Origin of the sequence: Pectobacterium versatile, from assembly GCF_003932035.1 — a bacterium.
Classification (GTDB): Bacteria; Pseudomonadota; Gammaproteobacteria; order Enterobacterales; family Enterobacteriaceae; genus Pectobacterium; species Pectobacterium versatile.
In genome coordinates this window covers 2,148,832-2,162,440 of the sequence record NZ_CP034276.1, presented here as the reverse complement: position 1 = coordinate 2,162,440, position 13,609 = coordinate 2,148,832, and the positions used below count along the sequence as shown (strand labels likewise).

The 13,609-nt window shown below is 49.1% G+C and carries 10 protein-coding genes; 3 read left to right on the top strand and 7 right to left on the bottom strand.

What is annotated here, in order from left to right:
- Positions 1–49 precede the first annotated feature (49 nt).
- Together pflB and pflA are read left to right on the top strand one after the other, a co-directional pair.
- Positions 50–2,332, top strand: coding sequence for a formate C-acetyltransferase (pflB, locus tag EIP93_RS09820; RefSeq protein ID WP_103860896.1), 2,283 nt, complete (start codon positions 50–52; stop codon positions 2,330–2,332).
- 269 nt (positions 2,333–2,601) lie between these two features.
- Positions 2,602–3,342, top strand: coding sequence for a pyruvate formate lyase 1-activating protein (gene pflA / locus EIP93_RS09815; RefSeq protein ID WP_103860897.1), 741 nt, complete (start codon positions 2,602–2,604; stop codon positions 3,340–3,342).
- Between the two features lie 90 nt (positions 3,343–3,432).
- On the opposite strand, the gene EIP93_RS09810 is transcribed toward pflA, so the two are convergent.
- Genes EIP93_RS09810 through EIP93_RS09800 form a run of 3 tightly spaced genes read right to left on the bottom strand, consistent with a single transcriptional unit; the run spans position 3,433 to position 7,463 of the window.
- A complete protein-coding gene (locus tag EIP93_RS09810; protein ID WP_125232646.1) occupies positions 3,433–5,001 on the bottom strand; it encodes a hydantoinase/oxoprolinase family protein in 1,569 nt (522 codons plus the stop codon).
- A 10-nt stretch (positions 5,002–5,011) separates the two neighbouring features.
- Positions 5,012–6,121, bottom strand: coding sequence for a DUF917 domain-containing protein (locus EIP93_RS09805; protein ID WP_125232645.1), 1,110 nt, complete (start codon positions 6,119–6,121; stop codon positions 5,012–5,014).
- Positions 6,122–6,158: 37 nt separating this feature from the next.
- Positions 6,159–7,463, bottom strand: coding sequence for a cytosine permease (locus tag EIP93_RS09800; RefSeq protein ID WP_105879551.1), 1,305 nt, complete (start codon positions 7,461–7,463; stop codon positions 6,159–6,161).
- A 274-nt stretch (positions 7,464–7,737) separates the two neighbouring features.
- On the opposite strand from EIP93_RS09800, the gene EIP93_RS09795 reads away from it, so the two are divergent.
- The gene (locus tag EIP93_RS09795; protein WP_103970979.1) at positions 7,738–8,679 is read left to right on the top strand and encodes a LysR family transcriptional regulator; all 942 of its coding nucleotides are present in this window, start codon (positions 7,738–7,740) and stop codon (positions 8,677–8,679) included.
- On the opposite strand, the gene EIP93_RS09790 is transcribed toward EIP93_RS09795, so the two are convergent.
- The 4 genes from EIP93_RS09790 to lolA form a co-directional block, all read right to left on the bottom strand.
- The gene (locus EIP93_RS09790) at positions 8,665–9,819 is read right to left on the bottom strand and encodes an MFS transporter (protein ID WP_103860902.1); all 1,155 of its coding nucleotides are present in this window, start codon (positions 9,817–9,819) and stop codon (positions 8,665–8,667) included. The genes EIP93_RS09795 and EIP93_RS09790 overlap by 15 nt on opposite strands.
- A gap of 314 nt (positions 9,820–10,133) precedes the next feature.
- A complete protein-coding gene (gene serS / locus EIP93_RS09785; protein WP_116587011.1) occupies positions 10,134–11,429 on the bottom strand; it encodes a serine--tRNA ligase in 1,296 nt (431 codons plus the stop codon).
- Between the two features lie 103 nt (positions 11,430–11,532).
- A complete protein-coding gene (locus tag EIP93_RS09780) occupies positions 11,533–12,876 on the bottom strand; it encodes a replication-associated recombination protein A (protein ID WP_103861103.1) in 1,344 nt (447 codons plus the stop codon).
- Positions 12,877–12,883: 7 nt separating this feature from the next.
- The gene (lolA, locus tag EIP93_RS09775; RefSeq protein WP_039489875.1) at positions 12,884–13,495 is read right to left on the bottom strand and encodes an outer membrane lipoprotein periplasmic chaperone LolA; all 612 of its coding nucleotides are present in this window, start codon (positions 13,493–13,495) and stop codon (positions 12,884–12,886) included.
- Positions 13,496–13,609: the final 114 nt, after the last annotated feature.

Here is a 13,609-nt window from a genome sequence, read left to right as displayed (position 1 = left end):
CGGCCGCAACGTCGGGTTTTAAGAAATCCATATCAAAGGTAGGTGTAAAATGACCGAGCTGAATGAAAAATTGGCCAATGCATGGCAAGGCTTTAGCAAAGGTGAATGGCAGGATAACGTCAACGTTCGTGACTTTATCCAGAAAAACTACACGCCGTATGAAGGTGATGAGTCTTTCCTGGCTGGCGCAACCAAAGCGACCTCAGCGCTGTGGGACAGCGTCATGGAAGGCATCAAACAGGAAAACCGTACTCACGCCCCTGTTGATTTTGATACCAATGTTGCTGCAACTATCACGTCTCACGACGCGGGATACATCAACAAAGGTCTGGAAAAAATCGTTGGTCTGCAAACTGACGCTCCGCTGAAACGTGCGTTAATTCCGTTTGGCGGCATCAAAATGGTTGAAGGTTCATGCAAAGTTTACGGTCGTGAATTGGATCCTCAACTGAAAAAAATCTTCACCGAATACCGCAAAACGCACAACCAAGGCGTGTTCGATGTTTACACCCCAGATATCCTGCGTTGTCGTAAATCAGGCGTTCTGACTGGTCTGCCAGATGCCTACGGCCGTGGCCGTATCATCGGTGACTACCGTCGCGTTGCGCTGTACGGTATCGACTACCTGATGAAAGACAAATTTGCTCAGTTCACTTCTCTGCAATCCAAACTGGAAAACGGCGAAGATCTGGAAGCAACAATCCGTCTGCGTGAAGAAATTGCCGATCAGCATCATGCGCTGAGCCAAATTAAAGAAATGGCTGCTAAATATGGCTGTGACATTTCTGGTCCAGCAACGACAGCTCAGGAAGCCGTGCAGTGGACTTACTTCGGTTACCTGGCTGCGGTGAAATCACAGAATGGTGCAGCAATGTCCTTCGGACGTGTCTCTACCTTCCTGGATATCTACCTTGAGCGCGATCTGGCAGCAGGCAAAATCACTGAAGATGAAGCTCAGGAAATGATTGACCATCTGGTCATGAAACTGCGCATGGTACGTTTCCTGCGTACGCCTGAGTATGATGAGCTGTTCTCTGGTGACCCAATCTGGGCAACAGAATCTCTGGCAGGTATGGGTCTGGATGGTCGTACACTGGTGAGCAAAACCAGCTTCCGCTTCCTGAACACCCTGTACACCATGGGGCCGTCTCCAGAGCCAAACATGACCATTCTGTGGTCTGAAAAACTGCCACAAAGCTTTAAAAACTATGCGGCTAAAGTCTCCATCGATACTTCTTCTCTGCAATATGAGAATGACGATCTGATGCGCCCTGACTTTAACAACGATGACTACGCGATTGCTTGTTGTGTAAGCCCGATGATCGTTGGCAAACAAATGCAGTTCTTCGGTGCTCGCGCAAACTTGGCGAAAACCATGCTGTATGCAATCAACGGCGGCGTGGACGAAAAACTGAAAATGCAGGTCGGTCCGAAATCAGAACCGATCAAAGGCGACGTTCTGAACTTCGACGAAGTGATGGAGCGTATGGATCACTTCATGGATTGGCTGGCTAAACAATACGTCACCTCCCTGAACATCATTCACTACATGCATGACAAATACAGCTACGAAGCGGCGCTGATGGCACTGCACGATCGTGACGTGTTCCGTACCATGGCGTGTGGTATCGCTGGTCTGTCTGTTGCTGCTGACTCCCTGTCTGCCATCAAATATGCCAAAGTTAAACCAATTCGTGATGAAGATGGCCTGGCTATCGACTTTGATATCGAAGGCGAATATCCGCAATTCGGTAACAACGATGCTCGCGTAGATGAACTGGCTTGTGACCTGGTTGAACGTTTCATGAAGAAAATTCAGAAACTGAATACCTACCGTGGCGCAACACCAACGCAGTCTGTTCTGACCATCACCTCTAACGTGGTATATGGTAAGAAAACGGGTAACACGCCAGACGGTCGACGCGCAGGTGCTCCGTTCGGACCAGGTGCTAACCCAATGCACGGTCGTGACCAGAAAGGCGCGGTTGCTTCTCTGACTTCTGTTGCCAAACTGCCGTTTGCTTACGCGAAAGATGGTATTTCTTATACTTTCTCCATCGTACCTAATGCGTTAGGTAAAGACGACAACGTACGTAAAGCTAACCTTGCCGGCCTGATGGATGGTTATTTCCACCACGAAGCCAGCATCGAAGGCGGTCAGCACCTGAACGTTAACGTCATGAACCGTGAAATGCTGCTTGATGCGATGGAAAATCCGGAGAAATATCCGCAGTTGACTATCCGTGTATCTGGCTACGCAGTGCGTTTCAACTCACTGACGAAAGAACAGCAACAAGACGTCATCACCCGTACGTTCACACAGTCAATCTAATTTCCATGACTGTCTGAAAAGGCGTAAAATAAAGGCTCCACATCAGTGGGGCCTTTTTCTCACCCTCGCTTGTCGTTCAGATTGTTAGCCTGTTTTGCCAGCCCGCTATATTGCCCTCATTATGTGGATGGCTCGCAAAACAGATTCGACGCAGCATCTGTCACACGGTGTTCTTCTGCCAGAAACTCTTGTCAGAGCAGCATCTGCCTTCTTATGACTGCGCTCATAAAGACCGCTATTGTTCGGTCAAATTTGGAGAAAACCTCGCAATGTCACTTATCGGTCGCATCCACTCCTTTGAATCCTGTGGCACCGTCGATGGCCCAGGCATCCGTTTCATCATCTTCTTTCAAGGTTGCCTAATGCGCTGCCTGTATTGCCATAACCGTGATACCTGGGATACGCACGGCGGCAAGGAAGTGACGGTTGAAGAACTCATGAAAGAAGTCGTGACCTATCGCCACTTTATGAATGCATCCGGCGGCGGCGTAACGGCATCCGGCGGCGAGGCTATTCTCCAGGCCGAATTTGTGCGCGACTGGTTCCGTGCCTGTAAGGCAGAAGGCATCAACACCTGTCTGGACACCAATGGCTTTGTGCGTCGTTACGACCCCGTCATTGACGAGCTATTGGACGTCAGCGATTTAGTGATGCTCGACCTGAAGCAAATGAATGACGACGTACACCAGAATTTAGTGGGCGTATCCAATCACCGTACTCTGGATTTCGCTCGCTATTTGGCAAAGCGCAATCAGCGCACCTGGATACGTTATGTGGTCGTTCCCGGCTGGTCTGACGATGATGCGTCCGCACACAAGCTGGGCGAATTCACCAAAGATATGACGAACATCGAGAAAATTGAGCTTCTCCCCTATCATGAACTTGGCAAACACAAGTGGATTGCGATGGGTGAAGAGTACAAATTAGACGGTGTTAAACCGCCGAAGGCCGATACGATGGATCGCGTTAAATCGATTCTTGAAAGCTACGGTCACAAGGTCATGTACTAACTTCTGACGCTTTCTGGAAAAATAGCGCGCTCACGGCGCGCTATTTTCATTTTTGGCGGGTAGATATCACTACAGTATTAATGCGCTGTGCTAAGCCAAGTTCCCTGCCGCCTTGATTTTCACCTGTACCGCATTCCCTGGTAGATAAGCCAACGGAATTTCCTGATAGTCGATGATTTCAACACTGCCCGGCCTAGCTCCCATCTCTTCTGCAAGACAAATGGTTTGCTGCTGCAATTCGCTTTTTATCTTCTCACGATCGTTATCCGGCATTTTAACCACACGTTCGATCTGTGCGCCCACTGCCCCTAACGCCACACCAACCGCATTGGCCGCATCAAAGTTCTGCGGACGCATGACCTGACTGACACCAGATAAAACGTCAGGCAGTAAAATGCTGCCACCGCCCACAAGCACTGCAGGGATTGCTGCGCTTGACGATTTAATCCGATCGATAGCGCTTTCCACTTTCTCAATCATCTGACGATAAGCCTGCTGGCAAAATGCATTATCCAGCTTGGGTAGCGGACGAGGAAGATCCGCAATCCATCGTTCACGATGTAGTTGTAGCATGATATCGCTGAGCGTTAACGTCTCCCCGCCAAAGCTGACACCCTGTTCAAGCAGGCGATAGCCGACACTGTCAGGCCCAAGGGTAAGCTTTCCATCCTGAGACTGTCGAACGCAGGTTCCACCGCCAATGCCGATAGAAATAATGTCCGGCATTCTGAAATTCGTCCGTACGTCGCCGACTTCAACGGCGATTGCCGATTCACGCGGGAAGCCATTCACCAACACGCCAATATCCGTTGTCGTGCCGCCAACATCAATAATCAACGCATTATCCAGCCCGGAAAGGTGGCACGCTCCGCGAATCGAGTTCGTTGGTCCACAGGCCATCGTCAGAATAGGGTATTGCTTCACCATATTCTCGGACATCAATGTGCCATCGTTTTGCCCGAAGAATGGTGTAGCCTCGATACCGTGCCGAACTAGCGCTTGCGTAAAACCGTTAACAAAGCGGTTCGCGGTACTTTGCAACGATGCATTCAGGATTGTCGCGTTTTCCCTTTCCAATAATCCCGTGCTGCCTATTCGGTGGGATAACGACACGGAAACCGCTGGCAATGCCGCACTCACCCACTGGGCAACCTGCAGTTCCTGTTGATTGTTTACGGGGGAAAATACGCCACAGATAGCCACGCTATCGACATGGCCGCGCATCTTGTCACAAACTGCCAGCACTTCATCCCGCAGTACAGAATGAATCTCTCGACCATCAAACTCATAGCCGCCATGAATCTGGTAGAAATGCTCGCCTAATGTCCTTTGCCACTCGTCATCCCAGCCAAACAGCGGCGGGACGCTATCGCTACTTGGCAGGCTCAGGCGCAATAGTCCGACGCGATCCAGCCCTTTCCGCTCAACAATGGCATTAGTACATTGGGTTGTACCCAACATCGCATAGCGAATATGCTGCGGTGCGATACCAGACTGCGCCAATACTTCCGCAATCACCCGTTCGATGCCGCTGTAGATATCCAGACTGGTAGGAAATTTGGCCGTCGCGATGCAGCGTAGATCAGCATCTAAAATTGCCGCATCCGTGTTGGTGCCGCCGACATCAATCCCGAGTCGGTAATCATTTTTATGTAACATCGGGAAAGCCTCAGCGATTTGCAAGCAGTTCTATCGGCACATACTGCACCGGATAACCGAAATACTCCGGCCCCGCAACGTCAATCCCTTTTGGCGTTCGCCACTTGTCATTACACGGATAGGCAATCACATCGACTCGCTGCCCATAACGTAAATGTTCCGTGATGATCGGACGTCCGGTTTCACTATCTACTATGGAGATTAAATCAGGCACAACGGCCAGCAGATTATCCTGCGTAGGATCTTTCACCTGTGATGAGCGATAAGCGAGCAATAACTCATTCTGAAAAAGCACAGTAAACGACTCGCCTTTGTCGTTTCCCATACCATCCAACACCACTTTACCCCGAGCAAAACCGCCAGCTGTGCGCCGTTCTACATCAACAATTTTCCCTGATGCAACGATATGGCCATTCAGCACAGTAAGCAGAGACTGTACTGGATGACTGCCTGACCGATGAGATTCTCGCAGCGTTTTCCCGATATCCTGCGCCAGCGTCAGCGTTCCTTTGATGGCACTACGCTTAAGTTGACTACCGAGTAAGGGGTAATCACACATCGCGCAGGCAGCCCCCATTTGTTCCGAAATCATCCTGGCTAAACGTTCAGACCACATACCGTCAATAGGATTTAAGGTAACGGTATTTCCCTTTTCATCGGCTAACGTATTTGGTGCAGAGGATAAACCATCGAGAAAAAAGGTCACCATCTGGGCTTCGGGAAAGGCTCTCCCCATCGCATCACAATCGATAACAGGTAAACCTTTTGCGGCCGCAACGACAAACGGCATTAGCGAATTGATACCACCGACTTCGATGGGAAAAGTCGCCGTAATAGGTCGCTCAAGCGCCTTTTCCATCGCGTCAAATGCTCGAACGAATTGACTCGCTGACATGATCTTTTCTACAACAACAGTCGTTGCACCGATCATGCTACAAGGAACAAATATATCGTCGTCTTTAATTTCATCTAAACCGAATATAGGTACCTCGGCCGCATTTTTTAATGCGTGTTTTGCCATTAAAGAACCTACATACGGATCGCCGCCGCCTCCTGTACCGAGAACAGCGGCCCCTAATGCTATATCATCAATTGTTTGTGCATTAATATAACGAGACATACCCTACCCAAGATCTCGTGTTATCTGCATAACACGTTCAATCTGCCAATTGAGGAAAAATTTTATGTATGCCGATATACATCGCCATACTGACAATTACGCCATCCAGGGCAGAAATCGAACTTATCGTAAATAAATCGAAAAAATCTGGGGAGGTCAACAGGCTCACAATGCTACCGAGTGACCAAGATATAGCCGCCGCCACATTCAAGAATGATGCCTCTGATACATTTTTCTGCAAACGTGAGGACTTAATAAAATAATATTCGACGAGATAAACACCTGCGATAGGAGAAATCAGTACACCGAGGAGTGACAGGAATTGAGTAAAATTATTAATCATACCGTTGTAGGCTAACAGCAAACCGGCAATAGCCATTAGCACAACCAATACTGGCCGAGATAGCGTTCGAATAACAACAGATAGTCCGAGAGATGCAGAAACAAGGTTGGTACTATTTGTTGTCCATTGGGCAAAAATAAGCACCACAATAGCTGACATGCCCAAACCAATACTGAAGAACACTTCAACTAGATCCTCTGTACCGACCAGATGAGTCAGAATGAGTGCAACTAATATCGTTGAACTATTGCCTAAAAAGAATCCTAAGCCAGCACCGAGAAGCGCATCTTTGCGTGTTTTGGCATAGCGGGCAATATCCGGTGACATCACGGCAGATACTATCCAGATAGAAACTACGTAAGATATAGCGCTTCCCATGCTAATTGGCGCTTTAATTATCGGAATCGGTATTTCGGGATGATTACTTGCGGCTAAAACTAAACCTGTAATGATCAATATCAGCATTAATGGCACGCTGAATATACTCAGTTTGCCCAATGCCCTGACTCCCCAAATAGCGGTAGAGATCATCAGCACCATACCGAAAACCAAAATGAGGAAACGTCCAGGTTCTAATTGATAATGTAGCAATGCTTTTTGCAGCATTACGGCAAAAAAATCGAGTTGAAAAGCAAACCAGCCAATCAATGATACAGCAGAGAAAATACCGATGATCTTTCCACCAAGACGTCCAAAAACGGAGATACTCAGTAGCGTTGTTGATAATCCGCATCCATAACCGACGTTAGCACATAATGCTGCCAACACACCTAAAAAGGCGGAACCGATAAGCGTGGCACTAACGGCCTGAGAAAAAGGTAACCCACCGCTTAAGAAAGCGCCAAGAAATAGGCCTGAAATGTCAATTCCCATTGCCAGCCATATTAAAGCGATAACATACCAACTTTTTCTGGCTTCAGCAGGAACGGGGTCGTATTCGTAATCATAGATTTGCCGTCCCTGTTGTTCTTTTTCAGGCACAGCATTCCCTTGAGACATAATTCCTCCATTAAATAAGCAGCAAATAATTATTGTATCGTTGTGATATTTTATAGAGGTTGTCTGGTGACGTATAGAACAATGGTGTCGCCAGCAAGCTAACGACACCATTGTGCTTTATGAGAGACCCTGATGTGACGCATAAACCACGATTTTTTGTGGCAGCCACATCAATAATGTGGCGTGACAACAAGATAAATGGGTTTCATATCGATTAATACAGATATATTTTGATGTTAACATTCAGATATGTAATGTATGCGAAGGACATGCTATGCGCTTAGATAAACTGGAGATTCGCTGGTTAAAGCTTTTTTGTAAAATTGTTGAAAAACAAGGGATTACTAATGCACAAATCGCAACAGGCTTAAGCCAGCCCGTGTTGAGTCACTATTTGTCTCGCCTAGAGGATACGCTCGGGCTAGTCCTGTGCGAACGAGGACGTGGAGGGTTTGCTCTCACAACGGAAGGTGAAGTGGTCTATCAGGAAGCCAAATCGGTTATCGCCACGCTGGACGACTTTGCAAATCGATTAGCAAGAATCAAGCATCAGCTCATTGGTGAAGCCCGTATTGGCTGTTTGGATAACACCGTCACCCACCCTGCCAAAGTTATCTCCAAGGCGATTGGAAAATTGTACGGCCAGAGCCCTGACGTTGCGGTTGAACTAGAGATCGGTGATTACACACCGCTGATGGAACGCCTAAAGAATGGTCATATCGACATTATCCTGAGCGTCTTACCGGATGATGTTCCAACCGACATCTATTTCCAGCCCGTTTTCGTTGAAAAAAGTTATTTTTATTCCGCTTCAGAAAATGCAGCGAGGATAGAAAAAGAGTGGCGCGATGGAACACTTAACCCGAACAGGTTACTCATTGGTGGCCATGCACTGCACGAAATTAGTAAGCAATTAGGCCCAGTCGCAAAGAAAGGTTTGCAAAATACAGCCTGGAATTTAGAAAGTAGCTTGCTGCTCTTATTAGCTGGCACACATATTGGATTTCTTCCCGATCACTATGCAGCGAAATGGGTTGAAACTGGGCAACTTACCGCTATTTCACCGGAAAAACTCGGACTCACCAGCATATTTTATCTGGTGCGAAACGCAAAACAGCGCCTTAGCCCAGTAGCCGAAGCGCTGTGGAATAACATGGTAGAAGCTGGACAAAGTTCGTTGGCCAGCCTTGATGCCGCTGGCTCAAGCAGTAGCTAATGGCGTTGGGTGATGATCGGCTTTTCTGAGTAACAGCATCAGGTAGATCACGGCAACAACAGCGATCAGAACAAACAGCAATCGATCGGAGTAGTTCTGCATCAACACCGCAGCGACGCTTGGCCCGCAAAGACTGCCAAGCGTGTAGCTGAGGAGCAGCGCCTGATTCATCGCCACGAGCTCATCAGGGCGCACTTTTTCACATGCCCACGACATAGCAACGGGATACAGCGTAAACCCTGCGCATCCCAGCAGGAACAGCGACGGTGCCATGGCATAGTGGCTAATACTTAACATCGCAATACAGCCAATAATCACCACAAAGACTAATACCCGCAGAACCAGCAACCGACCATAACGATCGGCCATGCGTCCAACAGGCCATTGACCGATGATACCGGAGCTGATCAGCAGCGCCATCCAGTATCCAACCTGCGCATCATTCATTCCCTGATGAGAGAGATACAGCGGCATCAAGCCATACAGCGATCCTAAAATCACACCGGAAATGATACAGCCGTGTACGCCTAAGCGGGCACTGCGATACGTCAGCATTTTCCACATATTGACATGCTTTTCGTGTTGTTCTGGCGGAGCAGGAAGACGAGTGAACAACAGTGGTAATACCGCTAAAATAACCAATGCGACTATCCACGGCAACACGCTCAACAATGACGTAGGTAACACGCCAAGCAGAAGCTGTCCAATCACACTGCCGAGGTAGTAAGCGATCATATAAGCAGCCAGCAGTTGCCCTCTCTGCGTCGGCGTTCCGCTGCATAACAAGGCGCTTTCGACCACAACCCAGATTAATGCACAGCCGATCCCCGCAAGAAAACGCCATAACAGCCAACTGCTGATATCCGGAGAAATACCGAGGCCAACGATCGCGATACCAAATAATAAAGCCGCGAAATAATAGCTACGGTTAAACCCATAAAGCTTGATTAATTTACCAGCTAGTAGCGTTCCAACCAGATTGCCGCCGAAGTAGGATGAACCAACAAGGCCAACCTGCCAGACAGGAAGAGATTGATAACTCAGCCAAAGTGGTACCAGGGTATTTAATACCGCAATACAAACCGTCAGCAGCAAGAGTCCGCAGAGCAATAACAGCACTGGGCGGGAATAAGCAGACATAGCGAAGTGGATAACCAAACAACCGGAGAAGAGTGAGCGCATCATGCCACTGCGTATATAAAAGTCAATCCGGGCAAAAAGTGCTAAAAGTCCTTTCTCAAATTATGGATTGAAAGAATTAATCAACACGAATAGGAAACCCGCTATGCTTAAAAACAGAAAGCCGCTACTCCGCTGATTTTAAATAATTTTTCACTTGAAATTTAAGTAATGCGGGTTGTTTAAAGGGGAGAGATTATTTTTACGATGAAAAAATATTACCGAAGCTATGGCATAAAAAAGCGCCCTTAGGCGCTTGATTCAAATAACTACGCTTAGCCAATAAATTCCAGCCCGCCCATATACGGACGCAGCACTTCAGGAACGTCAATACGGCCATCAGCCTGCTGATAGTTTTCCAGAACAGCCACCAGTGTACGACCGACTGCCAGACCAGAACCGTTCAGCGTGTGAACCAGTCGAGTCTTCTTATCGGACTTACTGCGGCAGCGAGCCTGCATACGGCGCGCCTGGAAATCCCACATGTTTGAGCAGGAAGAGATCTCACGGTACGTATCCTGCGCCGGCAACCAGACTTCCAGATCGTAAGTTTTGGTGGAGCCAAAGCCCATATCACCCGTACACAGCAAGACCTTACGATAAGGTAATTTCAGCAATTGCAGCACGGTTTCAGCATGGGTTGTCAATTCTTCCAGCGCCTGCATGGAATCTTCAGGGCGGACGATTTGTACCAGTTCAACTTTGTCAAACTGGTGCATACGAATCAACCCACGCGTATCGCGACCATACGAACCTGCTTCTGAACGGAAGCACGGCGTGTGTGCAGTCATTTTCAACGGTAAGGATTCTTCATCCAGAATCTCGTCACGCACAAGGTTGGTCAACGGCACTTCAGCCGTCGGAATCAGCGCATAGCTGCTGCTTTCTGCTTCTTCGCTCAGCGGAGTGGTATGGAACAGGTCTTCGCCAAATTTAGGCAGTTGGCCTGTACCGTATAGCGTGGCGTGGTTTACCAGATAAGGGACATACGCTTCCTGATAGCCATGCTGTTGTGTATGCAAATCCAGCATGAACTGGGCAAGAGCACGATGCAGACGGGCAATCTGTCCTTTCATCACGACAAAACGCGCACCGGTTAATTTCACCGCAGCGGCAAAATCCAGCCCGGCAGCCATCTCACCGAGTTCAACATGATCGCGTACCGGGAAATCGTACTTACGTGGCTCACCCCAGCGAGTCACTTCCTGGTTCTGCGAATCGTCCTTTCCAAGCGGCACGGAGTCGTCCGGCAGGTTCGGGATCGTTAACGCCAAGTCGCGAATTTCATTCTGCAACTGATCCAGCTCGGCTTTCGCGGCATCCAGTTTTTCGCCTAATGTGTTAACTTCACGACGCAAAGGCTCGATATCTTCACCGCGTGCTTTCGCTGCACCAATCTCTTTCGATCGGGAGTTACGCTCTGCCTGCAGGTTTTCGGTTTCTACCTGCAATACTTTACGACGTTCTTCCTGCTTACGCAGGGTCTCAACATCCAGCTTAAAGCCTCTGCGAGCCAGTAACTTTTCGGCGACTGCGTCTAGCTCATTACGCAGTAAATTGGGATCGAGCATGCTAATCCTGTGCTTATGATTATCAAATGAAATGGTGGCGGACACGGCGCGCTACGCGGCCGGTTTCAGAAAATACCGTAATAACCTTACCGCAACGTTTAGTTCAACGGTAGCGTTTTGTCGGGCTATTTTGATCCTGAGTGGCAAGCCAGGCGAGCTTTTCACCAATTTTGCCCTCAAGGCCGCGTGAGGTCGGCGCGTAATAGTGCGTATCGGCCATTTCCGGCGGAAAATAGCTCTCTCCAGCGGCATAGGCATTGGGTTCATTGTGCGCGTAGCGATACTCTGCGCCGAGCCCCATTTCTTTCATCAACCGGGTAGGCGCATTACGCAGATGTTCGGGAACATCATAGTCTGGTTTCTCGCGCGCATCCTGCATCGCGGCTTTAAAGGCGCTATAGACGGCGTTACTTTTAGGGGCACAGGCCAGATAAACAATCGCCTGAGCAATAGCGCGTTCCCCTTCTGCCGGGCCGACGCGAGTGAAGCAATCCCAGGCAGAAATAGCGACCTGCATCGCACGCGGATCCGCATTGCCGACATCTTCCGACGCGATCGCCAACAACCGTCGAGCAACATACAGCGGATCGCCACCGGCGGTGATGATTCTGGCGTACCAATAAAGCGCCGCATCCGGCGAAGAACCTCTTACCGATTTATGCAACGCCGAAATCAGGTCGTAATAGCGGTCACCTTTGTTATCAAAGCGGGCACTACGCTCGCCAGCGATTTCGTTGAGGAGTGCCGACGTCAGAACACGCATGCCCTGTGCGTCGATTTCCGCCATATCCGCCATCATTTCCAGGCTATTCAGCGCACGTCTGGCGTCGCCATTGACCAATTCGGCCAGCATTCGCGCGGTTTCGGCAGGCAGGACAATGTTCTGTCCGCCGTATCCTCGCTCGCTGTCGCTCATGGCCTGCTGCAAGACCTGCTCGATATCTTCCGCCGTCAGCGCTTTTAGCAAATAGACGCGGGCGCGAGATAACAAGGCGGAATTGAGTTCGAAAGAGGGGTTTTCCGTTGTCGCACCAATAAAGGTGATCGTTCCATCTTCAATATGTGGCAGAAACGCATCCTGCTGACTTTTGTTGAAACGATGGACTTCATCGACAAACAAAATAGTGCGGCGCCCTGCATTGCGATTTTGTCGGGCACGCTCAATCGCTTCACGAATTTCCTTGATACCGGACGTCACGGCAGAAATACGTTCAACATCCGCCTGCCCGTAATGCCCAATCAGTTCTGCCAGCGTAGTTTTTCCCGTTCCTGGCGGCCCCCAGAGAATCATTGAATGCAACTGCCCTGCCTCAATGGCACGTGGTAGAGGCTTACCGGCACCTAACAGGTGCTGTTGACCGATATACTGTGCCAACGTCGCAGGCCGCATACGCGCGGCCAGCGGTTGGAATTCATTATGGGAAAAATCAAGGGACAGATTGCTCACTCTGGCCTCACTGACGCTGGTCATCCAGCGTGACGCCTTTCGGCGGTGTGAACGTGAATTGCGCGGCATCAACAGCACCGTTTTGCTGGTTCTTCAGCACATAAGTGCTTCGCTGCCCATCTTGTTCCGTCGCGGTAAACTGTTTGATTGTGCCATTTGTCGTCACATTGATCGCGAACTGCTTCAGGTTGCCGCTCGCTGATTTCGGCGTAAGCTCAAAGTCATCACCTTTCTGGCGCACATCGTATTTATTCCAGTCGCTGGTGTCGTTACGCGTGATCAGAATAAACGGCGTATTGCCTGTCGCATCTTTCAGCCACGTTGCCGTGACTTGTTCAACAAACGGATTGTAGAACCAAAGCGTTTTGCCATCAGAAATCAACGCACTTTCGTCAGGTGATGTGGTTTTCCAGTTAAATAGGTTAGGACGTTTCAACCACAGTTCGCCTTCCCCTTCCTGCACTGCTGCGCCGTCAGCGCTGGTGACTTTCTGGCTGAAATTGGCGTGGAAACTGTTTACTTTATTGAGACGACCCTGCAAATCTTTTGCCGCGTCCGCATAGACAGCGGTTGAGGTAACACCTGCAATCAGGCAACTGATAGCTAACCACTTTTTCATACGTATAATCCTTTGAATTTCTTAATATAACGAACCTTCACCTATCAAGGTCAGACGCTTTGCACAGCGCCTGTGTTCTTTACAGATCGGTGTTATTCGTCGAGCTACATTATC